The organism is Pseudomonas arsenicoxydans, assembly GCF_006438915.1.
Lineage (GTDB): Bacteria > Pseudomonadota > Gammaproteobacteria > Pseudomonadales > Pseudomonadaceae > Aquipseudomonas > Aquipseudomonas arsenicoxydans_A.
The window spans coordinates 432,149-453,382 of the sequence record NZ_RCZE01000006.1 but is presented as its reverse complement, the minus strand read 5'-3'; the positions used below and the strand labels follow the sequence as shown (position 1 = coordinate 453,382).

The window sequence follows — 21,234 nt, the reverse complement described above, 5'->3', positions numbered from 1 at the left end:
AGCGCGAGTAGCAAAAGCGCGACGATGTACATCGGCCTCATATATCCATCCTTAGTTTTTTGGGGGGGGGGATAGTGTGTGGGCTTAAGATTGAGGTGTCTAGCGAGGAGCGGAATCTGAACAGTTGACCAGCCGCCTGCTTCCGTCGATTGGGTAGGATAATTAGAGGCCCACCGAATGAGGGAACCGTTTGAAATCGTCAGTTGTCGGCGCTGAATCACTAAACCCAGGCTTTCCACTGGTCTCCTAAGTGGACATAAGCGATAGCGTCAGACAGGCGTGTTTACCAGACGGTTACGGATTTCAAACGGTCGTTGACGCTCATAGCACACTCGAAGAATTGGCTTACTAAAGGCCAATCGGCTCAACTCCTACGAACCTTTAACAGGCTCAAAAAATATTATTTTGCACCTCGGCTTTGCTGTATTTGAATTCTGGTCGGAAGACTCGCTCCACCGCAGCCCTTGTGATCAATCGCACGTCGCCCGTTGAATAGAGCAATTCCACCAGGGCTCCATTGGCGTATTTGGCTTCCTCCGGATTGGACATGCCGTTACGGATAGACACGCGGATTTCCTGCACGAAGACTGCAGCGCCCGGAGCTTCTCGGTAGCCCGCATCATGTAGGTCGCAACATCCTCCTTAATTGGTGCAATTTCGGTGAGACGATTGCTGAATATCCACCCAAGCAATAGATCTCTTGCTGGGTGAATCGGGCTCATCAAACTCCAATAGGACGTAGCCTTGCTGGGTAGCATGCTCCAATCTGGAACGATCTTATTGGCCATCAAAAAATGGACTGCTTGCTCAACGGTAAGCTTGGCTATCACTGCTAGGGGAAAATAACGTGCAGACTCAAGAGGAAATTCAACTGGAGCTGGCTCTGGCCGAGGCACTTAGGAGGAAGCAGTGCGAGCAATGGCTTGCAGAGAACAGCGAGGCCGTTACTACCTACAACGAATACGTGGAAGCCCAGGGCGTTTACAGAGCTTCTGATGCATGAGCGAGTTTTGAGAATCCCCAAAAACGACTTTGGAAATGGAACTGTCAGTCGTCTCCCCAAGGATCGAACTTGTCCCCATATTTGGCCTGCAAGCCGCGATTTCGGTTGATCTGCCAGATCCACGGATCGTAGTCATCGGGCAACGTGGCGAGCTTGTCGCTGATGACCATTTGCACTGTTTCGTCGCGCAACAAGCGGCGAGTCAAATCGCGGCATTCCCCGAGCGTAGTAGCGCCATGTGTAACATGATTTTCCTTCACATAGAGGTCAGTCATACCCACACGCATGTGACCGTACTCCCTCACTTCATCAGGGTAAATGTCCTCCAAGCTGAGATGTCCCATATCGTGCTCCAGGGTGAAAAAACCGCTCGTAAATGAGTACTCAAATGTTGTCCGAGGACACTATGGATAGGCGTGCACCATCGATGAAATCGCCCCTGCGCGCCAGCGCCTTCAAAAGCCAGGTAGTCACAGGTGATTTAGTGTGCGCATGACAATCGCCACGTTGGTGCGTTGCTGAATTTACACCTCAGTAACGCTCACCTGTCTGAAGAAACTCACCAAAACTCTTCCGTCCGACACCTCGCAGGAAACTGCCTAGGACGTAGTTGCCACTTTGAGTTTCAAGAAGCCAGAAACGCCCCTCTTTCCATACCTTCTGAATTTTCCCTGTCCGAAGAAGGCCGCCATCTGCTGGGCGAAAAGCGTCACCTTGCTCAACGTGATCGAAGGACACGCCATGGCATGCGTCATTTGCGATGAAGGCATCGCTGATGAACGCAGTAACCGGTACCGAATACTTTCGGATGCTTGCTCGCCCGAGGCGGCACAGCTGAAAGTCGGTCAACTCTTTGCTATGAAATTCGACTTCGATGATTTCAGACATCCCCAAAACACTCCAAAACGAATCCAGATGATTTGTCAGCGTTTCACTCATCAGGCCGACATCGAAAAAGCAGCACCCACAGTGGCCTCTTTTCTCTGGCCTGAACCCCAGAGAAGGTAAACCGTACTTTTGGTTTCAAACATGCAGCCTTCTGTGAAGGACTTTCCGAAGTTGCTACGCACCCACATGCCAGGCTGAAATCGATTTCGACTATCGAGAACGACCTCATGAGCATATAGGGTGGCCGGAAGTAGACCGATGCCCGTGAGCTTTTCTTTCTCTTCCGGGTTAACCGTAAGGCCGATCAAAATCCACTGCCGCACTACGCAAAATGCTTTCCCTGGGAACGTTTTTGCAGCCAATGTGATCAGCTCATCCTGGGTGCCTTGCCAGCCAGGCATCTCCTCGCCTGCGCCGTAAAGTAGCTGCGAAATTTCTTCTAATGTGACCATATAATTTTCTCGAATTCGTTCGCAGCGAAATTCAGTTCGCTGAGGTTCAGTGCTGAACGGCTGCTCATCAAATCTTGATCAGAAAATCTGGATCGAAACCAGTATGTTGCCTCGGATAGCCGCGAGGGTTGGAGATCACTCGACACCCATTCTTGAGGAAATCCGCTGAGACGTGGGTGTGCCCGTAAACCCAAACATCGGCCTTGCCCACGAGCTCCTTCCAGTCATTGGCATAAGCAGCGATGAGGTGTGCGGGAAGCTCATCACCAACGTAATCCAATACCGGTGCATGGTGCGTAACTACAACGGTTTTGCCATCGAATGGTTTGTCCAATTCCTGTGTGAGCCAGGCATAGGCTGCTTTTGATCTAGCGATCAAGTCATCGGGACGAAGGCGCCGGTAATTCTCATCTGCTCTGATGACGGTGAAGTCGTTCATCCATTCCCAAGCGATGCGTTTCGCGGCAGCAACGTCTCCAGTCGAGGAGTAATCTGTCCACGCTGTCGTGACCAAAAACCTAGTTTGATTCAGGATCAAGGCCTCGTTTTCGAGAACGTGGACATGTGGCGATGCCGCGCCCTTCATTTTTCGAAGCGTGTGATCAATGTGGCCGCCGTAGTACTCATGATTTCCGCAGATGTAAATCACCGGGCACTGGAACGTGACGTTCGCCCATCGCACGCCGCGCGATTTGATATCAATGTCGCCAGCGAGAATCACTACGTCCGCATCGCTTGGGGTGGGATCGAATTGAGCAAACTCAAGGTGCAAATCTGAGTAGATTTGAAGCTTCATCGAAGTCACCCTTGTTGTTCATTGTTCGGCACATTCCTGACCTGCTGAATGTGCAGTCTTGGAATCTTCGTAGATCGTCCGAATACGGGTAAGTGAGCTGGAGTCGAGACTTTCTCGAGCAGTGCTATACACAACCCCGCTCGCAACTTTGTGCAGCAAGACACACCGTCCGGCTTGGTCGTATCCGGTGACCAGGCTCACTAGCCTCTCCATACGTTCGGAGGAGGTACCGTTGACCCAAGGTGAGGTAATGACCTGAACCTCTTCAACCAGGCAAGTTGGGCCCTCCAGCTCCAGGAGGTCGGACAATAAAGAGGCGTCAGTTGGCATAAACCTTTTAGTGAGGTGCCTGGCTCCCTCAGTAAACCGAAGGATGACGTGATACCAAGGATCCATTGATTCTCGTTCTACCATTCGCCATGCGGTTCGTCCTGGCCCAGGGAAACCGGGTCGCCCTTCTCTATAAAATTCATGTGAAATAAACATTTCGCGTTTCCTTTCCGTTCGGGTCAGTGATTGACCTCTAGTCGACCCCACTGACGATCTTTCATATCCTAGCTTTCCGTCGATCCATTGAAGCGTCTCCTATGCCTGAACGCGCCTCGCTGGTTACCGGCATCTCCTCGAGATCCGATCAAAAAGCGTCTGACAATACATGTGATATGTTTGGTGCTCAGGTCGCTAAAACTGCCTGATGCCCATCTCCAAAAGACTCTGAAACCTATGATTGTGCGGCTTAGCTCTGAGAAGGCATCAGCGCGAACTTCCAATACTACTACCAAACGTGGTTTATCGGAAGACTGGCGTTATGGCTCTATCCTCGCTTTTAGGGCAGACCATGTCACTTAAGAATGAGATCGCCGGAGCACTCAGGGCAATCAGGACAATCCGAGGTTTTGACTACGGTGATTTGGCAGACGTCAGTGCGAAAGCAAACATAGGAAAGCTGGAGCAAGGAAAGAGCAATATCACGATTGCGAAATTGATCGAGATAGCAGAGGCCCTCCAGTTCGATCCTATTGCTCTTATGGCTCTCTGCGTCGCTATTCAGAAGGATGAACCTACCGACACCACTCTAGAGCGAGCACGTGCAGAACTTGACTCATTCAAAGCAGAAGGAGGAGAGAAGCTTTTTCGTAGTCAGTTTGTGGGCAAAGAGCTGAAAAAGAGACCTCCAGGTAAGCCTGGAAAAACCAAGAATGCCGATGCAGTGAGAGAACTGAGAGCTTTAGGATTGAGTCAGGCGGAGGTAGCACGGAGGCTTGGATTGGCAAGCTCAACCGTCTATCGGTATTGGCAGAAGGCCTAGCGACGATCACGACGTTGCCGATGGACGTTGATCGAGAAAGATTTAGGAGTGAGTAAATTTTTATGCCTAAAATTAGTCCACAAAAAATTTCATACAAAACAGTGACATTCACTCACTCACGCAGTGTTATGGGACTTTTTGAGGATCACTAACCACGACTCGGGTGACCCGGTGATCTGGGCGGAAAAAGCCATCGCCCACTATCACAAACTCGGCATCGACCCGATGAGCAAAACGCTGACATTCTCCGACAGCCTGACACTGCCCAAGTCGCTGGAGATATTCCGTGCGCTGCGGGGCCGGATCAATGTCAGCTTTGGCATCGGCACCCACCTGACCTGTGATATTGCGGGTGTCGAACCGATGAGCATCGTGCTTAAAATGACGGCCTGCAACGGCCAGCCCGTGGCAAAGATTTCTGATGAGCCTGGCAAGACTCACTGCAAAGACCCGAACTTCGTCGCCTATTTGCGACACGTTTTCAAAGTACCTGCCGACCTTTCAAGCACATCTAGCAAGGAGTGAATTCATGCAAGCCGTACAGCGTGAGATTGCTGAGCAGCTCAATGTTCAACCACCGTTTGCCGACGAGGCCGCCCTTGAGGCAGAAGTCGCCCGGCGGGTGAGTTTCATTCAGGATTGCCTGGTCAATTCCGGGCTCAAGACCCTGGTGCTGGGCATCAGCGGTGGCGTCGACTCCCTGACCGCCGGCCTGTTGGCCCAACGCGCGATGCGCGAACTGCGTCAGCGCACCGGCGACAAGAGTTACAAATTCATCGCCGTGCGTTTGCCGTACGAGACTCAGTTCGATGAGCACGACGCCCAGGCCTCGGTGGATTTCATCGCCCCGGACGAACGCCACACCGTGAACATCGGCCCCGCGGTCAAAGCCCTGGCCAATGAAGTCGCTGCCTTCGAAGGCAAGCACGCGGTCTCGGTGGATTTCGTGCTCGGCAACACCAAGGCGCGGATGCGCATGGTCGCCCAGTACACCATCGCCGGCGCAGCCCATGGACTGGTGATCGGCACCGACCACGCGGCAGAAGCGGTGATGGGTTTCTTCACCAAGTTCGGTGACGGCGCCTGCGACCTGGCACCGTTGAGTGGGCTGGTGAAGAATCAGGTTCGCAATATTGCTCGCAGCTTTGGTGCGCCGGAGTCGCTGGTGGAAAAAATCCCGACTGCCGATCTGGAAGACCTGTCGCCGGGCAAGCCGGACGAAGCGTCCCACGGCGTGACCTATGCCGAGATTGATGCGTTCCTGCACGGCGAGGCGGTGCGTGAGGACGCGTTCAAGATCATTTGTGAGACTTACAAGAAGACTCATCACAAGCGGGTGATGCCGTTTGCGCCTTGATTTGTGAGTAATGAAAAAGCCCGCTCAGCGGGCTTTTCTTTGGCTGGAGCATTTGTAGAGGCTACCGGCCCCTTCGCGAGCAAGCCCGCTCCCACATTTGACCTGTTTTCGCAGGACTAATGTGGGAGCGGGCTTGCTCGCGAAGAACGATTACGCGGTATTCAGACTTACTTCAGGGTAACCGTGCCTTTCATCATCGAGATGTGGCCAGGGAACGAGCAGAAGAAACCGTAGGCTTCGCCAGCGGCCAGTTTCGACACGTCGAAGGTCACCGAATCTTTCTCGCCAGCGCCGATGATCTTGGTGTGAGCAATGATGCGTGCATCACCTTCAGGAAGGTAGTTCTTCTCGATTCCCGCAGCCAGGCCAGCGGTAGCAATCGGCTGCGCGTCAGCCTCTTTGCTCAGAACCCAGTTATGACCCATGACGTTTTTCGGCAGGCTGCCGGAGTGGGTCAGTTCAACGGTGAAGGTTTTGCAGCTCTTATCGATTTCAATGGCCTTGCTGCTGAAAGTCATCTGATCAGTGGAGTCGATCGTTGTCGTGCATTCAGCCGCCATCAATTGACTGCTGGCCAGTGTCAGCAGGGATACCGCAACAAGTTTGGCAAACATGGTGAATCTCCAAGGCAGGGTTAACGAAAAGTGCGAATGAACAGAAGACTGCCTGAAAACTTCGCAAGTTCCTATGACTTGAATCAAAAATTGTATACAACTTTAGCGCTATGACACCTATCGAAACAATCTACCAGCCAAGCGTCTGGCTCGGCCCTATGATCAGGCCATCATCCTCTGCCTGGAGCGCCTGTCATGTCCTTGAATAGCCTGTTGTGCAGTTTGCTTGCCGCCTACGCCTGTGGTGCCAGCGGCACCTATGAAACACCTCAGCGCGAGGTTTAACCCTTGGAGCCTGACTGAGCTGCCTTTACTCTGTGGTCATCCTGACCATGGAGAAACGCATGTCTTTGAAGTCTGTTTGTGTATTTTGCGGCGCCAGCACCGGCACCCACCCAGCCTATCGTGAAGCGGCGGTAGCTTTGGGGCGCGCCTTGGCTAAACGCAATTTGACCCTGGTCTATGGCGGCGGCGCCGTCGGCCTGATGGGGATTGTGGCCGATGCGGCACTGGCGGCCGGCGGTGAAGTGATCGGGATCATCCCGCAAAGCCTCAAGGACAAGGAAATCGGCCACAGCGGCCTGACGCGCCTGGAAGTGGTCGACGGCATGCACGCGCGCAAGGCGCGGATGGCTGAACTCAGTGATGCGTTTATCGCTCTGCCTGGCGGCTTGGGCACGCTGGAAGAGCTGTTCGAAGTCTGGACCTGGGGCCAGCTCGGCTATCACGGCAAGCCGCTCGGACTGCTGGAAGTGAACGGTTTCTACAGCAAATTGACCGGTTTTCTTGATCATATCGTCGGCGAAGGCTTCGTTCGCGCACCACACCGTGACATGCTGCAAGTGAGCGAATCACCGCAAACCCTGCTCGATGCCCTGGACGCCTGGCAACCATCGGTCCTGCCAAAATGGACCGATCAAAAACCCAGCTAACGGCTCGGCACCGATACAGGGCAGAATATGCGCCGCTCAACCTCACCTTCGACCCCAGAGGATCGCCCATGGCTAAACCTAATTATTCCTTCGCCAAACGTCAGAGAGACTTGGCCAAGGAGCAGAAGAAAGAGGAAAAGCTTCAGCGCAAGAAAGCTACAGCTGAAGAAGAAGCAGCAGCACTGAACCCGGATGCCGAAGGCGAAGTGGCTACAGACGAAACTGAAGCACCGAAAGATCAGGCGCCCGACGCCTGAGACCCTCAGGGCCGGATGATCTGATCAGGCCCACCGGATCTGTGTCCAGGGTCAGCAGTTACTTTTGCTGACCCTCACAGTCCCCCTCTGAATTACCCCAATCCAAAGAACGCATACAGCCCCCCCTGTAGGAGTGAGCCTGCTCGCGATAGCGGCGGCACATTCAACATTTGTTTATCTGGATCACCGCTATCGCGAGCAGGCTCACTCCTACAAGGGATCTGCGTTAATCCAGCGGCATTACGGTGACGCGCACTTCAGGGTCGTGATTACCGCCCCCCAGAATCACCCCACGCAACGGCGAGACATCGGAGAAATCCCGGCCCCAGGCCAGCGTGATGTGTTCGAGTGCCGGCTGAACGTTGTTGGTCGGGTCGAAATCGACCCAGCCCAGCACCGGGCAAAACACCGAGACCCAGGCGTGGGACGCGTCCGCGCCGATCAATCGGGGCTGCCCGGGCGGCGGCTGAGTCAGCAGGTAACCGCTGATATAACGCGCGGCCAGACCACGGGAACGCACGCACGCGAGCATCAGGTGAGCGAAGTCCTGACAGACCCCGCGCCGGCGCTCCAGCACTTCCACCAACGGCGTCGCCACTTGGGTCGCTTCGGCGTCGAAGGTGAATTCGCTGAAAATTTTCTCCATCAGTGCCTGAACACCCCACAGCAACGGTCGCCCCGCTGGAAAGCAGCTCTCGGAGAACTCGACAAAATTGCGCTTCAAATGCACGTAAGGCGATTCGAACCGATACCGACAGGCTTCCAGTATGTCGGCGGACAGCGGCTGGCTGCTGTAGGTCAACGCATTGCGTGTGTCTTCCCAGGGCGGCGACTGATTGAAGTCCAGCGCGGGCCGGGGCAGGACCTCGACGGTCAGGCTGGCATTGACCAGCAATTCATCGTGCGGACGCTCGAAGGCCAGGCGCGTGAGCGGATTACCAAATACGTCCAGCTCATCCCGGCGCGTGGTCGGGTCGGGACTGATCTGCAATTGCCTGGCAGTGCAACGCTGCCAGGCGCAGGGCCGCGGCCAGAGATGCGCGAGCTGCTGGGCCAAAGAGACCGGGCTGTCATAGTGATAATGGGTGTCGTGGAAAATCTGGTAGTGAGCACTCATCAGACGGACACCGTACGCTGGCTGACGTCATCGACATGGGCAAAATGGCGCAGGGCCAGGCGATCCGAGACTTGCCCGCTGGCGTCGGCGATCTCTTGCAGCAAATCGGCCAGCCCATCGAGCGCGGCGCGAACGCTGGCTTCACCGAACAAGGCGTTTTCCAGGCAGCCCAGATCAAACTGCGCCAGCCGCTCCACCAACAGCGGCAAACCGGCTTCGCGTGGCACGCCAAAATCGTCATTCAAGCGTTTCAGGGTCCGCGTCACCAGTTTCAACTGGAACAGCACGGCGTGCGGGTTCTGCTCATCGAGCAGTAACAGGTCAAGCACCGGCAGCAATTGCGCCACCGCCAGATACCGCGACCGGTAGGTGATGCTGCTGTTGCCCAACTCCAGCAGCCATTCCAGCCCGGCCTGATCGAAAGCCCCGGCACCGCGCAAAAACGCTGCCAGGCTGGCACTGAGAAATTGCAGGCGCTCGATCCGACGGCCAATCATCAGAAAACGCCAGCCTTCGTCGCGAGTCATGTCGTCCAGGGCGAAACCTGACAGCGCCGCCAGCGACATCACGAGACGGTTGAGGAAGTCCAACAGCTCGCCAAAGTCCGGTTCTTCGGTTTCCAGTTCCATGGCTTCGCGCTGTAATTCCACCAGCGCCTGCCAGTTTTCCCGCGAGAGTTTGCCGCGCACTTGCGAGGCCGCCCACTGTAAGCGTTGCAGATTGGAGCGCAGGCTGAATGGCCAATCGTCACCGAGTAAAGCGGCCAACAACCGCTCCGGCAACTCGCCTTCATCGGGCAACAGGTGAAGCCGCTCACCGAGGTCGACGGCCGCCTGCAAGGCCTGTGGATCATCGCCGTCTACGTAGCGCGCCAGCACGATCCGCAGCAGTCGCGCGCTGTCATCGCAACGCTCGCAATAGCGGCCGAACCAGAACAGGTTTTCCACCACCCGCGAGGGCAGATAAGGATCTCGCCGAACCAGGTCATGTACACCGATCGTGCGCTGGGTTTTCCATTGCTCGCCGCTGGGCGGGCGGTCCCCCAGCACCCACGTGTCCTTGCTCGCCCCACCGCGCTGCATCGACACCACTTCGGCGTCTGCCTCGGCAGCCACCCTAGTCAGACCGCCGGGCAAAACCCGGTAGCCGTCATGGCTGGCCACCGCGTAGACGCGCATGCCGATGGCACGCGGTTGCAACTGACCGTCCTCGGCCTGCCAGATCGGCGCCTGGGACAACTGGGCCATTTCTTGCGCGACATAGGCATAAGGCCGCGCCTGCATGCGCTCGGCCAGGCCCTGACGCTGCTTTTCACTCAGATCACGGCCAAACACAGGCGCGAAGCTTTGCGACGGGAAGGCCGGTTTGATCAACAATTCCGGCAGTTTTTCCAGCGCCTGAGCCAGCACCGGCGCCTCGCCACACCACCAGGTCGCGACGGACGGCAGAATCAGTTCTTCGCCGAACAGGAACTGATTGATCTTCGGCAGAAAGCCCAACAGCCCCGGCGACTCTAGCACGCCGCTGCCGAGGGCATTGGCCACCAGCACCCGCCCTTGCCGCACGGCTTCGAGCAGCCCCGGCACGCCCAGTGCGGAATCGGTGCGCAGTTCCAGCGGGTCGCAGAAATCATCGTCGAGCCGACGCATGATCGCGTGAACCCGGCGCAAGCCACTCAGGGTTTTCAGGTAAACCGTGGCATCGCGCACCGTGAGATCGCCGCCCTCCACCAACGGGTAACCGAGCTGTCGCGCCAGGTACAGGTGTTCGAAATAGCTTTCGTTGAAGCGCCCCGGCGTCAGCAACACGATCAGCGGCGCTTCGTCATCTCGAGGGGCCTGCCGTGCCAGGGTTTCCTGAAGCGTGCGGAAGAACCCGGCCAGATGCTGCACTTTCAAATCGCGATACAGCTCGGGAAAGGCCCGCGAGACGATAGTGCGGTTTTCCAGGGCGTAACCGGCACCGGACGGCGCTTGAGTCCGGTCCGCGGTGACCCACCAGCGGCCATCGGGGGTGCGCGCCAGGTCAACGGCGTACAGATGCAGAAAAGCCCCGTCGGGCGGGGCAATGCCCTGACAGGGCCAGAGGAAGTTGTTGTGACCAAACACCAGTTCTGCCGGCAACAGACCTTCGGCAATCAAGCGTTGCGGGCCGTACAGGTCCGCCAGCACCGCGTTCAACAGACGCGCCCGTTGAGCGATCCCGGCCGATAAATGCGCCCACTCATCCGCAGCAATCACATGCGGCAACAGATCCAGTTCCCACGGTCGATCCGCGCCCTTGGGATCGGCGTAGACGTTGTAGGTCACGCCGTTTTCCTGGATCTGCCGGGTCAACAAGGCCTGACGCTGCACCAATTGCGCAGGGGTGCTGCGTTGCAATTGGTCGATCAGCCGACGCCAGTGCGGGCGTACGGCGCCGCTGTCGTCGAGCAGTTCGTGATAAGTGCCCGCCGTCAGCGGGTAGCGGTCAAGCAGGTCAGGCATGGAAAGCTCGGCAGACAGCAAAGAACGGTCAGACTAACGCACGCTCATGACGCCCGGATAGACGAAAAATCCGAGCGTCGCGTACGACTTAGAAACGTCGTAAATCGAGCGTCATCGGCAGCTCGTCGTTGATTTCAACAATCGGTACAGGCAGTTTCCCTGGCGTGTGCCCGATGCGGAAAAACCGCGCCATTCGCCGGCTCTCGGCCTCATTGGCGTTCACCGGCAGGCTGTCGTAGTTGCGCCCACCCGGATGGGCGACGTGGTATTGGCAGCCGCCCAGCGAACGCTGCATCCAGGTGTCGAGCAGGTCGAACACCAGCGGCGCATGGACCGGGATGGTCGGTTGCAGGCAGTTGGTCGGTTGCCAGGCACGAAAACGCACGCCAGCGACAAACTCGCCAACCCGCCCGGTGGGTTGCAGCGGCACCGGAATGCCATTGCAGGTCAGCAGATAACGTTGCGGTGGCAGGCCGGTGAGCTTGACTTGCAAACGCTCCAGCGACGAATCCACATAGCGGACCGTGCCGCCGACTGTGCCCTCCTCGCCCAGCACATGCCACGGTTCCAGCGCCTGACGCATTTGCAGCTCAATGCCACTGACCGCGTAATCGCCGACCTTGGGAAATCGGAACTCCAGATGCGCAGCGAACCACTCGGCCCGCACCGGATAACCGGCCGCATTCAGATCGACAATGACGTCAGCAAAATCCTGCTCGATAAAGTGCGGCAACAGGAACCGGTCGTGCAGCTCCGTGCCCCAGCGCGCCAGTTTCGGCGGCGCATACGGCTCGCGCCAGAACCTCGCGACCAGTGCTCGCAGCAACAATTGCTGAGCCAGGCTCATGCGCGCGTGTGGTGGCATTTCAAATGCACGCAATTCCAGCAAGCCAAGGCGTCCGGTCGCACCGTCCGGCGAATAGAGTTTGTCGATACAGAATTCGGCACGATGGGTGTTGCCGGTCACGTCGATCAGCAGGTTGCGCAGTAGCCGGTCAACCAGCCATGGCGCACATTCCTCGCCCGGTTCAGGCATTTGGGCGAAGGCGATTTCGAGCTCATACAACGCATCATTGCGTGCTTCATCGACGCGAGGTGCCTGGGACGTCGGACCGATGAACAGCCCGGAAAACAGGTAGGACAGCGACGGATGGTTATGCCAGTAGCTGATCAGGCTGCGCAGCAGGTCGGGGCGACGCAGAAACGGCGAGTCGGCCGGGGTCGCGCCGCCGAGCACGAAATGGTTACCACCGCCGGTGCCGGTGTGCCGGCCGTCGATCATGAATTTTTCGGTGGTCAGCCGGGTCTGGCGCGCTTCTTCGTAGAGAAACTCGGTACGCTCGACCAACTCGTCCCAAGTCGCGGATGGCTGCACGTTGACTTCGATCACGCCCGGATCCGGGGTAATGCGGAAGTTGCTCAGGCGCGGATCGCTTGGCGGTTCATAGCCTTCCAGCAACACCGGGCAATGCAGTTCTTCGGCAGTGGCCTCGATGGCGGTGACCAGTTCCAGATAGTCCTCGACCCGCTCCAGTGGCGGCATGAACAGGTACAACCGCCCTTCCCGGGCTTCAGCGCAGAACGCCGTACGCGTCAGCCAGTCGGCGGACTCGTCGATTTTCGGTTCGCGCTCAACTGCTTCGGCCGGCGCGCCCGGACTGTTCAACGCCATGGTGTCGGGAAGCGCCGGGAATTCCTGATTCGGGTCGTTGGGATGAATGAACGGATACTCCGCCGCTTTCACCCAAGGTTGCGAGCCGAGCGGCAAGCGATAACCCAGCGGCGAATCTCCCGGCACCAGCCGGCAGTGCTCGTCACGCAGATACCAGCGACCGCTTTGCCATTGATCACCCTTGGCGGTGCGCGCCAGCGGCAGGACCTGGCCGATGACTTTATCCAGCCCTTGGCTGAAGACTTTACGCAGGCGCGCACGCTCCAGCGGCTCTTCCAGACGTGAGTCTTCGGCGCTGACGTTCTGCGGCAATGTGCCTTCGCGCCAGAGGTAATAGAAATTGTCTTCGTAGGCCGGGAACACGAAGCGTGTCGGAATTTTCAGCCGTTCGGCGACACTCGCGAGAAACCGACCGGCCAGTTCGCCATCGGCGCCGTAGTCTTCCTGTTCATCAGCGATCAGCCCGCTGTTGTGCCATATCGGCACACCGTCGCGGCGCCAATAGCAGTTCAGCGACCAACGCGGCAATTGCTCACCGGGGTACCACTTGCCTTGGCCGAAATGCACGAGGCCCTTGGGTGCGTAGCGTTTGCGCATGCGCTGGAACAGTTCGGCGGACAGTCGACGCTTGTCCGGCCCGAGCGCCGCGGTGTTCCACTCGGCACCGTCCGGGTCATCGATGGAAACAAAGGTCGGCTCGCCGCCCATGGTCAGGCGCACATCGTCTTCCAGCAGGTCGGCATCGATCTGCCGGCCCAGCGCCTGGATCGCCAGCCATTGATCGTCGGTGTAGGGCTTGGTAACGCGAGGGGCCTCCCAAATCCGTTCCACGGACATTTCGTGGGTGAACTCGCACTCGCACGGTTCCACCAAGCCACTGATCGGCGCCGCAGAGCCCGGATCGGGGCTGCACGCCAACGGAATGTGGCCTTCGCCGGCAAACAGCCCTGAGGTCGCGTCCAGGCCGATCCAGCCGGCACCGGGCAAATAGACTTCGCACCAGGCATGCAGGTCGGTGAAATCCACGTCAGTGCCGGATGGACCGTCGAGGCTTTTGACGTCGGCGGTCAATTGGATCAGGTAACCGGAGACGAAGCGTGCGGCCAGTCCGAGGTTACGCAGCAGTTGCACCAACAACCACGCCGAGTCGCGGCAAGAACCGGAGGCGTGTTCGAGAGTGTGCTCGGGCGTCTGCACGCCCGGTTCCATGCGGATCAGGTAACCGATGTCTTCGCTCAAGCGCTGGTTGAGCGCGACGAGGAAATCCACGCTGGGCAGCGGCGTGCGGTCGATGCCGTCCAGATAGGCCTTGAACGTTGGCGTCAGGGGCAGGGTTTCCAGGTACGGCGCCAATTCCTTGCGCTCGTCGGCGGCGTAGGCAAACGGGATTTTTTCCGCGTAGGGCTCGAGGAAGAAGTCGAAGGGATTGAAGACCGCCATTTCCGCGAGCAGATCGACTTCGATCCGCAGCTCATCGGTTTTCTCCGGAAACACCAGCCGAGCCAGGTAATTGCCCTGGGGGTCTTGTTGCCAGTTGATGAAATGCTGCTCGGGCGAGACTTTCAGCGCGTAGGACAGTATCCGCGTGCGACTGTGGGCGGCCGGGCGCAGGCGAACGATCTGCGGACCGAGCTCGACGGCGCGGTCATAGCGGTAATGCGTGACGTGGTGCAATGCGACATGAATCGACACGGCGTGCCTCCTGCGAGCCCTAAGCGTTATCGAAAGCGCGCAAGACTTATGCCATCGCGGCACCGCTGGCGCTTTCTCCGTTTGCTTGAGGCAGTACAGCACCAAAATCGGGCGATGCGGGAAATTGGTTGGGGGCAGTTGCACGCAAATGTTGCGGCCGAGAGCTGTCAGGTGGGTTTTTACGGCTGTGCTGGCCTCATCGCGAGCAAGCCCGCTCCCACATTTGCCCTGGGGTGTACATAAGCACGGTGTTCAAAGTAGATCCCCTGTGGGAGCGGGCTTGCCCGCGAAGAGGCCAGGTGCCCACACACAACTTCCGGCCCGGCGCCGCGTTTTCTGTGGCTCAGAAACGCAGAACGCCAACCCGAAGGTTGGCGTTCTGTTCAGCTCAAACGAAGCTTAGCGCGGTACAACCGGCTTGCGGGCAGGCTTGGGACCTTTGCCTTTCGCCGCGTCCTTACGCTCCTTGGCCGCCTGCTGGTTGCGGGCAAACGCCGCAGCCTTGGCCTGTTCACGCTTGTCCCACGGGTTGCCGCCATCGCTGGCACGCGGCGGCAGGCCGGTGTGCTGGGTCAGGATCTTGGTGGTCTTTTCCCCTGCAACCTTGTGACTGCCGGCCGGTGTCGAGTTCTTGCGACGGGCGCTCTGGTAACTGTCGGTCGCCGGCTGATGCAGCGGGATCAACTGGTTTTTGCCCGGCCCGATCAGGTCGGCGCGGCCCATGCGGGTCAGCGCTTCACGCAGCATTGGCCAGCCTTTCGGGTCGTGATAACGCAAGAACGCTTTATGCAGGCGACGCTGCTCTTCGCTCTTGACGATGGTCACGGCATCGCTCTTGTAAGTGACTTTACGCAGGGGGTTCTTGCCCGAGTGGTACATCGCGGTGGCGGTGGCCATCGGCGACGGGTAGAACGCCTGCACCTGGTCGGCACGGAAGCCGTTGCCCTTGAGCCACAGGGCCAGGTTCATCATGTCTTCGTCGGTGGTGCCCGGGTGGGCGGCGATGAAGTACGGAATCAGGTACTGCTCTTTCCCGGCTTCCTTGGAGTACTTCTCGAACATGCGCTTGAACTTGTCATAGCTGCCGATGCCCGGTTTCATCATCTGGTTGAGCGGACCTTCCTCGGTGTGTTCCGGGGCGATCTTCAGGTAACCACCGACGTGGTGGGTCACCAGCTCTTTGACATACTCCGGCGACTCGACCGCGAGGTCATAGCGCAGGCCGGAAGCAATCAGGATCTTTTTCACACCCGGCAGGGCGCGGGCGCTGCGGTACAACTGGATCAACGACGAGTGGTCGGTGTTCAAATTCGGGCAGATGCCGGGGAACACGCACGACGGCTTGCGACACGCGGATTCGATTTCCGGGCTCTTGCAGGCGATGCGGTACATGTTCGCGGTCGGGCCGCCGAGGTCGGAGATGACGCCGGTGAAGCCTGGGACCTTGTCGCGGATCTCTTCGATTTCGCGAATGATCGACTCTTCGGAACGGTTCTGGATGATCCGGCCTTCGTGCTCGGTGATCGAGCAGAAGGTGCAGCCGCCGAAGCAGCCACGCATGATGTTCACCGAGAAGCGGATCATGTCGTAGGCCGGAATTTTTTCCTTACCGTACGCCGGGTGCGGAATGCGCGCATAAGGCATGCCGAACACGTAGTCCATTTCTTCAGTGGTCATCGGAATCGGCGGCGGGTTGAACCAGACGTCGACTTCGCCGTGCTTCTGCACCAGGGCTCGGGCGTTGCCCGGGTTGGTTTCCAGGTGAAGTACGCGGTTGGCGTGAGCGTAAAGCACCGCGTCACCACGGACTTTCTCGACTGACGGCAGACGGATCACAGTCTTGTCGCGCGTCATCTTCGGGCTGGCGAGGATCTGTACGACCTTGGCTTCAGTCGGATCTTCAACCGGACCCTTTTCCTGCTCGATGGCGCAGGCCTGGGTGTCCTGGGTGTTCACGTATGGGTTGATGATCTTGTCGACCTTGCCCGGACGGTCGATGCGCGTGGAGTCGACTTCGTACCAGTCTTTCGGCGTGTCACGACGGATGAACGCGGTGCCGCGCACGTCGGTGATGTCTTCGATCTTGTGACCGTAGGACAGACGCTGGGCAACTTCAACGATTGCACGCTCGGCGTTGCCGTAGAGCAGGATGTCGGCGCAGGCGTCGATCAGGATCGAGTTGCGCACCCGGTCCTGCCAGTAATCGTAGTGGGCGATGCGGCGCAGGGACGCTTCGATGCCACCGAGCACGATCGGCACGTGATTGTAGGCTTCCTTGCAGCGCTGGCTGTAAACCAGGCTCGCACGGTCCGGCCGCTTGCCCGCCAGGCCACCGGGGGTGTAGGCGTCGTCGGAACGGATTTTCTTGTCGGCGGTGTAGCGGTTGATCATCGAGTCCATGTTGCCGGCCGCGACACCGAAGAACAGGTTCGGCTCGCCGAGCTTCATGAAGTCGTCTTTGGACTGCCAGTTCGGCTGGGCAATGATCCCGACGCGGAAGCCTTGCGACTCCAGCAGCCGGCCGATGATCGCCATGCCGAACGATGGATGGTCAACGTACGCATCACCGGTGACGATGATGATGTCGCAGGAATCCCAGCCAAGCTGATCCATCTCCTCCCTGCTCATCGGCAGGAATGGCGCTGGACCGAAACATTCGGCCCAGTACTTGGGATAGTCAAATAACGGCTTGGCTGTTTGCATGACGATGACCGGTGTTGAGATGAAAAATCGCGGGCGCGGAATATAGCACAAAAAATAACCAATTCCGACGGCTATGGTCGGAAATTGCGCTGGCGTTTGTTTGAAGACCTGAAGACAGCATAGGCTTTTGTGGCGAGGGAGCTTGCTCCCGCTGGGCTGCGAAGCGGCCCCAAAATCTTGTGAGTGCTGCGCACTCAAGCGGGAGCAAGCTCCCTCGCCACAAAGGCTTCTTTGCCACAGTTTTTTGCTGGGTTATTCGTCGTCGAAGTTGTAGCTACCCGGCGCGAGGTTTTCGAAGCGGGTGTACTTGCCGATGAACGCCAGTCGTGACGTGCCGATCGGACCGTTACGCTGCTTGCCGATGATGATTTCGGCGATGCCTTTGTGCTCGGTTTCCGGGTGATAAACCTCATCCCGGTACACGAACATGATCACGTCAGCATCCTGCTCGATCGCTCCGGATTCCCGGAGGTCGGAGTTGATCGGGCGCTTGTTCGGTCGTTGCTCAAGGGAGCGGTTGAGCTGGGACAACGCCACCACCGGGCAGTTGAATTCCTTGGCCAAGGCTTTCAAGGAGCGGGAGATCTCGGAAATCTCGTTGGTCCGGTTGTCGCCGCCCGAACCTGGAATCTGCATCAATTGCAGGTAGTCGATCATGATCAGGCCGACGTCGCCATGCTCACGCACCAATCGACGGGTCCGCGCACGCATTTCCGAGGGGCTGATACCGGCCGTATCGTCGATGAACAGCTTGCGGTCGTTGAGCAAGTTGACCGCCGAGGTCAGGCGCGGCCAATCGTCATCGTCCAGCCGACCGGCACGGACCTTGGTCTGGTCGATACGGCCCAGGGACGACAACATACGCATGATCAGCGATTCGCCTGGCATCTCCAGCGAGTAAACCAGTACGCACTTTTCGCTGCGCAGCACGGCATTTTCCACCAGGTTCATCGCAAAGGTGGTTTTACCCATCGATGGACGGCCGGCGACGATGATCAAGTCAGACGGCTGCAGGCCGCTGGTCATCCCGTCGAGGTCGGTGTAGCCGGTGGACAGGCCGGTGATGGCGTTGTCAGTGTTGAACAGGGTATCGATGCGGTCGATGGCTTTGGTCAGCAGGTCATTCACGCTCACCGGGCCGCCGGTTTTTGGCCGGGCCTCGGCGATCTGGAAGATCTGCCGTTCAGCTTCGTCGAGAATCTCTTCAGCCGTGCGGCCTTCGGGATTGAAGGCGCTGTCAGCAATCTCGGTGGCGATACCAATCAGCTGCCGCAACGTCGCCCGTGCACGAACGATCTGTGCGTAAGCCTTGATGTTGGCGACGGACGGTGTGTTTTTCGCCAGTTCGCCAAGGTAACCGAGACCACCGACTTGCGAGGTCTGACCTTCCTTGTCCAATTGCTCGGCAAGGGTCACGACGTCGATTGGGGAGTTCTGGTCGGCGAGCTTCGCGATCGCACGGAAGATCAGGCGGTGGTCATGTCGATAGAAATCGCCATCCGACACTTGATCGAGCACGCGTTCCCAGGCGTTGTTGTCCAGCATCAAACCACCGAGCACGGCCTGTTCGGCCTCGATGGAGTGCGGCGGCACCTTCAGGGAAGCGGTTTGCAGATCGTATTGCTCGGGTGCGGAGATATCGTTCATGGCCACTTGAATGTTGGTTATGAAAAGCGGGGGTACAGAAAGACAAAGGGCACGACCTGTAAACAGGATCGTGCCCGATGTTACCGACAAGCACCCGAGGGTGCCAGCCGACAAGTACTACTTAAGCTGCTACCACGACAACGCGTACGGTGGCTTCAACTTCAGCGTGCAGGTGCACGGCTACGTCGAATTCGCCTACGTTGCGGATGGTGCCGTTCGGCAGACGAACTTCGCTTTTTGCAACTTCAACGCCAGAGGCGGTCAGTGCATCAGCGATGTCGTGGGTGCCGATCGAACCGAACAGCTTGCCTTCGTCACCGGCGGTGGCAGTGATAGTCACTTCCAGCTCAGCCAGTTGGGCGGCACGGCTTTCAGCCGAAGTTTTACGGTCTGCTGCGGCTTTTTCCAGCTCAGCGCGACGCTCTTCGAACGCAGCCAGGTTGGCAGCGGTCGCAGCGGTAGCTTTGCCGTAAGGCAGCAGGTAGTTACGACCGTAACCAGCCTTAACGTTCACTTTGTCACCCAGGTTGCCCAGGTTGGTGACTTTTTCCAGAAGGATCAGTTGCATGTGAAAATCCTCTTAACTTTTAACCTTCACCGTTCGCGCTATCGGCATCTTTCGGTGCCGAACGACCGCGAAAATCAATCAGGCTGTCGACGATGGCCAAGACCACCAGCAACGGATAGATCAGCTGCATAAACAGCAACAGCGTGACGTACAACCCCACCAGCCAGAACCTGGCCAGTCGCTTTTGCGCCACCAGCCCGTGAATCAGGGCCAGCCCGGCGAACACCAGCGGTACGCTGCACAACGGCGTTAACATGGCCATCTGTGGACCGATGTTCGGCCCCAGAAGCATGCACGCCAGCAGCAACATCGCTGGCAAAAACGGGAATCGGATGGCGCGAAACTCGCGACCAAAACCACCCGGGTTGTACAACAACGCCTGCCAGTAGCGCCCGACAAGCAGGCTCAGCACACTGACGATTTGCAACAAGGCCGCAATCAGGCCGGTCAGGACCGGTGCAATCAGGGACGCAAAATGCGCTTGCTCGTCTACCGACAACTTCTCGTAGACATCACCGAGTAGCGACGGCATGACTTTTATCAAAGCCTGCGCCAGCATCTCGATTTGGGGACCAAACGTCGCCCCCAGCACCACTGAAAACACCACCCCCATCGCTATGCTGACCAGCAGCACGCGGTCCCAGGATTCGCTTGCGCGCAAAACCAACGCAAGGCTCGAAGAACCCAACAGCACCAGAAGTGCCCGAGGGTCATCCGAGTAAAGCCACCAGATCAACGCCGGCAGCATTCCCAGGGCAAGAACGCCAAGGGCGTCCTTCAATCCGCGCCGCAGAAGCACAAGGCATCCCGCGGCAGCACCCAACCAATACAACAACGGCAATGTTACGCATCCAGCCACTACGAGAGTGGCCTGCATGCGGCCGCGCATGATGAACTCAGCTATGGCGCGCATGCATTCAATCCTTTGCTACGTGTCGACTGCCCGGTCTCAGCGGCCGTGGCTGTCGGTGTAGGCCAGCAGGGCCAGGAAGCGGGCGCGCTTGATAGCGGTGGCCAGCTGACGCTGATAACGTGCTTTGGTACCGGTGATGCGGCTTGGAACGATTTTGCCGGTCTCGGATACATAAGCTTTCAGAGTGTTGAGATCTTTGTAATCGATCTCTTTCACGTCTTCAGCGGTGAAGCGGCAGAATTTACGACGACGGAAGAAACGTGCCATTTGATAGGCTCCTTAAAAGGTCCGTGGATTACTCGTCAGCGTTATCGCTGTTGTCGCTGTCATCACTATCAGCGCTTTCAGCGCCTTCGTGCTCAGGACGGTCGCGACGCTCACGGCGCTCACTGCGGTTTTCTTCAGCCTTGAGCATCTCGGATTGGCCGGTAACGGCTTCTTCGCGACGGATGACCAGGTTACGGATCACTGCATCGTTGTAGCGGAAGTTGTCTTCCAGCTCGGCCAGGGCCTTGCCAGTGCACTCAACGTTCAGCATCACGTAGTGAGCCTTGTGAACATTGTTGATTGCGTAGGCCAGTTGACGACGGCCCCAATCTTCCAGACGGTGGATTTTGCCGCCGTCTTCTTCGATCAGCTTGGTGTAACGCTCTACCATGCCGCCGACTTGCTCGCTTTGATCCGGGTGGACCAAAAAGATGATTTCGTAATGACGCATGAATGCTCCTTACGGGTTGTAGCCTGCCGCTCAAAAGCGGTCAGACAAGGAGTGAATGACACTTATGGACTTGCTTGCGATAGACACATCAGTGCCTGCCGTCACAGCAA

19 protein-coding genes and 2 pseudogenes are annotated in these 21,234 nt (G+C 57.9%); 6 read left to right on the top strand and 15 right to left on the bottom strand.

All coding sequences use genetic code 11. The features are described 5' to 3' along the window. Positions 1-408 precede the first annotated feature (408 nt). Positions 409-677, bottom strand: a pseudogene (locus EAH78_RS15725) (DNA polymerase V subunit UmuC); the annotation flags it as partial. A 170-nt stretch (positions 678-847) separates the two neighbouring features. Here EAH78_RS15725 and EAH78_RS33015 point away from each other — a divergent pair. Beyond that, entirely contained in the window at positions 848-1,003 is a 156-nt protein-coding gene (locus EAH78_RS33015; RefSeq protein ID WP_140668319.1) for a type II toxin-antitoxin system CcdA family antitoxin, read from the top strand. A 44-nt stretch (positions 1,004-1,047) separates the two neighbouring features. On the opposite strand, the gene EAH78_RS15715 is transcribed toward EAH78_RS33015, so the two are convergent. From EAH78_RS15715 to EAH78_RS15700, 4 genes are all read right to left on the bottom strand, one after another. Then, positions 1,048-1,347 (bottom strand): hypothetical protein, encoded by a 300-nt coding sequence (locus tag EAH78_RS15715; protein WP_140668318.1) that lies wholly within the window; start codon positions 1,345-1,347, stop codon positions 1,048-1,050. A 187-nt stretch (positions 1,348-1,534) separates the two neighbouring features. Continuing rightward, positions 1,535-1,942 (bottom strand): hypothetical protein, encoded by a 408-nt coding sequence (locus EAH78_RS15710; protein WP_170219125.1) that lies wholly within the window; start codon positions 1,940-1,942, stop codon positions 1,535-1,537. Then, positions 1,942-2,343 carry a DUF6957 family protein gene (locus tag EAH78_RS15705; protein ID WP_140668317.1) on the bottom strand — a complete coding sequence of 134 codons (402 nt, stop codon included), beginning with the start codon at positions 2,341-2,343 and terminating at the stop codon, positions 1,942-1,944. Before EAH78_RS15705 ends, EAH78_RS15710 begins: the two co-directional genes overlap by 1 nt. 67 nt (positions 2,344-2,410) lie before the next feature. Beyond that, entirely contained in the window at positions 2,411-3,139 is a 729-nt protein-coding gene (locus tag EAH78_RS15700; protein ID WP_140668316.1) for a metallophosphoesterase family protein, read from the bottom strand. Between the two features lie 808 nt (positions 3,140-3,947). Between EAH78_RS15700 and EAH78_RS15695 the strand changes: the two genes are divergently transcribed. From EAH78_RS15695 to nadE, 3 genes and pseudogenes are all read left to right on the top strand, one after another. Then, positions 3,948-4,448, top strand: coding sequence for a helix-turn-helix domain-containing protein (locus EAH78_RS15695; protein ID WP_240051884.1), 501 nt, complete (start codon positions 3,948-3,950; stop codon positions 4,446-4,448). A gap of 111 nt (positions 4,449-4,559) precedes the next feature. Then, positions 4,560-4,973 (top strand): annotated as a pseudogene (locus EAH78_RS15690) (nicotinate phosphoribosyltransferase); the annotation flags it as partial. A 4-nt stretch (positions 4,974-4,977) separates the two neighbouring features. Next, complete coding sequence (gene nadE / locus EAH78_RS15685) at positions 4,978-5,805, top strand: ammonia-dependent NAD(+) synthetase (RefSeq protein WP_140668315.1); 828 nt, start codon at positions 4,978-4,980, stop codon at positions 5,803-5,805. A gap of 167 nt (positions 5,806-5,972) precedes the next feature. Here the strand turns inward: nadE and azu are convergent, their stop codons facing one another. Further along, positions 5,973-6,419 carry an azurin gene (gene azu / locus EAH78_RS15680; protein ID WP_140668314.1) on the bottom strand — a complete coding sequence of 149 codons (447 nt, stop codon included), beginning with the start codon at positions 6,417-6,419 and terminating at the stop codon, positions 5,973-5,975. A gap of 344 nt (positions 6,420-6,763) precedes the next feature. Here azu and EAH78_RS15675 point away from each other — a divergent pair, with 344 nt between their 5' ends. Both EAH78_RS15675 and EAH78_RS15670 read left to right on the top strand, forming a co-directional pair. Continuing rightward, the gene (locus tag EAH78_RS15675; RefSeq protein ID WP_123435902.1) at positions 6,764-7,351 is read left to right on the top strand and encodes a TIGR00730 family Rossman fold protein; all 588 of its coding nucleotides are present in this window, start codon (positions 6,764-6,766) and stop codon (positions 7,349-7,351) included. A gap of 68 nt (positions 7,352-7,419) precedes the next feature. Continuing rightward, the gene (locus EAH78_RS15670) at positions 7,420-7,608 is read left to right on the top strand and encodes a hypothetical protein (protein WP_007947526.1); all 189 of its coding nucleotides are present in this window, start codon (positions 7,420-7,422) and stop codon (positions 7,606-7,608) included. A gap of 226 nt (positions 7,609-7,834) precedes the next feature. Here EAH78_RS15670 and EAH78_RS15665 read toward each other — a convergent pair whose 3' ends face one another. The 9 genes from EAH78_RS15665 to rpsF form a co-directional block, all read right to left on the bottom strand. Then, positions 7,835-8,725 (bottom strand): transglutaminase family protein, encoded by an 891-nt coding sequence (locus tag EAH78_RS15665; RefSeq protein ID WP_140668313.1) that lies wholly within the window; start codon positions 8,723-8,725, stop codon positions 7,835-7,837. Next, the gene (locus tag EAH78_RS15660; protein WP_140668312.1) at positions 8,725-11,211 is read right to left on the bottom strand and encodes a circularly permuted type 2 ATP-grasp protein; all 2,487 of its coding nucleotides are present in this window, start codon (positions 11,209-11,211) and stop codon (positions 8,725-8,727) included. The genes EAH78_RS15665 and EAH78_RS15660 overlap by 1 nt, the downstream gene beginning before the upstream one ends. An 88-nt stretch (positions 11,212-11,299) precedes the next feature. Then, the gene (locus tag EAH78_RS15655; protein WP_140668311.1) at positions 11,300-14,575 is read right to left on the bottom strand and encodes a DUF2126 domain-containing protein; all 3,276 of its coding nucleotides are present in this window, start codon (positions 14,573-14,575) and stop codon (positions 11,300-11,302) included. Positions 14,576-14,974: 399 nt separating this feature from the next. Next, positions 14,975-17,278: a YgiQ family radical SAM protein gene (locus EAH78_RS15650; protein WP_123435898.1), complete on the bottom strand. Its 2,304-nt coding sequence runs from the start codon at positions 17,276-17,278 to the stop codon at positions 14,975-14,977. Between the two features lie 252 nt (positions 17,279-17,530). Beyond that, the gene (dnaB, locus tag EAH78_RS15645; protein ID WP_140668310.1) at positions 17,531-18,925 is read right to left on the bottom strand and encodes a replicative DNA helicase; all 1,395 of its coding nucleotides are present in this window, start codon (positions 18,923-18,925) and stop codon (positions 17,531-17,533) included. A gap of 121 nt (positions 18,926-19,046) precedes the next feature. Next, positions 19,047-19,493: a 50S ribosomal protein L9 gene (gene rplI / locus EAH78_RS15640; protein WP_003197251.1), complete on the bottom strand. Its 447-nt coding sequence runs from the start codon at positions 19,491-19,493 to the stop codon at positions 19,047-19,049. A gap of 19 nt (positions 19,494-19,512) precedes the next feature. After that, entirely contained in the window at positions 19,513-20,406 is an 894-nt protein-coding gene (locus EAH78_RS15635; RefSeq protein ID WP_140668309.1) for a hypothetical protein, read from the bottom strand. Positions 20,407-20,442: 36 nt separating this feature from the next. After that, positions 20,443-20,673 (bottom strand): 30S ribosomal protein S18, encoded by a 231-nt coding sequence (rpsR, locus tag EAH78_RS15630; RefSeq protein ID WP_002551829.1) that lies wholly within the window; start codon positions 20,671-20,673, stop codon positions 20,443-20,445. Positions 20,674-20,701: 28 nt separating this feature from the next. Continuing rightward, positions 20,702-21,124 (bottom strand): 30S ribosomal protein S6, encoded by a 423-nt coding sequence (gene rpsF, locus EAH78_RS15625; RefSeq protein WP_003217491.1) that lies wholly within the window; start codon positions 21,122-21,124, stop codon positions 20,702-20,704. Positions 21,125-21,234: the final 110 nt, after the last annotated feature.

What these genes read in the sequence shown, in the direction of transcription:
- EAH78_RS15715 (WP_140668318.1), bottom strand. Translation starts at nt 1,347, where the DNA reads ATGGGACATCTCAGCTTGGAGGACATTTACCCTGATGAAGTGAGGGAG.
- EAH78_RS15710 (WP_170219125.1), bottom strand. Translation starts at nt 1,942, where the DNA reads ATGAGTGAAACGCTGACAAATCATCTGGATTCGTTTTGGAGTGTTTTG.
- EAH78_RS15705 (WP_140668317.1), bottom strand. Translation starts at nt 2,343, where the DNA reads ATGGTCACATTAGAAGAAATTTCGCAGCTACTTTACGGCGCAGGCGAG.
- EAH78_RS15700 (WP_140668316.1), bottom strand. Translation starts at nt 3,139, where the DNA reads ATGAAGCTTCAAATCTACTCAGATTTGCACCTTGAGTTTGCTCAATTC.
- EAH78_RS15695 (WP_240051884.1), top strand. Translation starts at nt 3,948, where the DNA reads ATGGCTCTATCCTCGCTTTTAGGGCAGACCATGTCACTTAAGAATGAG.
- nadE (WP_140668315.1), top strand. Translation starts at nt 4,978, where the DNA reads ATGCAAGCCGTACAGCGTGAGATTGCTGAGCAGCTCAATGTTCAACCA.
- azu (WP_140668314.1), bottom strand. Translation starts at nt 6,419, where the DNA reads ATGTTTGCCAAACTTGTTGCGGTATCCCTGCTGACACTGGCCAGCAGT.
- EAH78_RS15675 (WP_123435902.1), top strand. Translation starts at nt 6,764, where the DNA reads ATGTCTTTGAAGTCTGTTTGTGTATTTTGCGGCGCCAGCACCGGCACC.
- EAH78_RS15670 (WP_007947526.1), top strand. Translation starts at nt 7,420, where the DNA reads ATGGCTAAACCTAATTATTCCTTCGCCAAACGTCAGAGAGACTTGGCC.
- EAH78_RS15665 (WP_140668313.1), bottom strand. Translation starts at nt 8,725, where the DNA reads ATGAGTGCTCACTACCAGATTTTCCACGACACCCATTATCACTATGAC.
- EAH78_RS15660 (WP_140668312.1), bottom strand. Translation starts at nt 11,211, where the DNA reads ATGCCTGACCTGCTTGACCGCTACCCGCTGACGGCGGGCACTTATCAC.
- EAH78_RS15650 (WP_123435898.1), bottom strand. Translation starts at nt 17,278, where the DNA reads ATGCAAACAGCCAAGCCGTTATTTGACTATCCCAAGTACTGGGCCGAA.
- dnaB (WP_140668310.1), bottom strand. Translation starts at nt 18,925, where the DNA reads ATGAACGATATCTCCGCACCCGAGCAATACGATCTGCAAACCGCTTCC.
- rplI (WP_003197251.1), bottom strand. Translation starts at nt 19,493, where the DNA reads ATGCAACTGATCCTTCTGGAAAAAGTCACCAACCTGGGCAACCTGGGT.
- EAH78_RS15635 (WP_140668309.1), bottom strand. Translation starts at nt 20,406, where the DNA reads ATGCGCGCCATAGCTGAGTTCATCATGCGCGGCCGCATGCAGGCCACT.
- rpsR (WP_002551829.1), bottom strand. Translation starts at nt 20,673, where the DNA reads ATGGCACGTTTCTTCCGTCGTCGTAAATTCTGCCGCTTCACCGCTGAA.
- rpsF (WP_003217491.1), bottom strand. Translation starts at nt 21,124, where the DNA reads ATGCGTCATTACGAAATCATCTTTTTGGTCCACCCGGATCAAAGCGAG.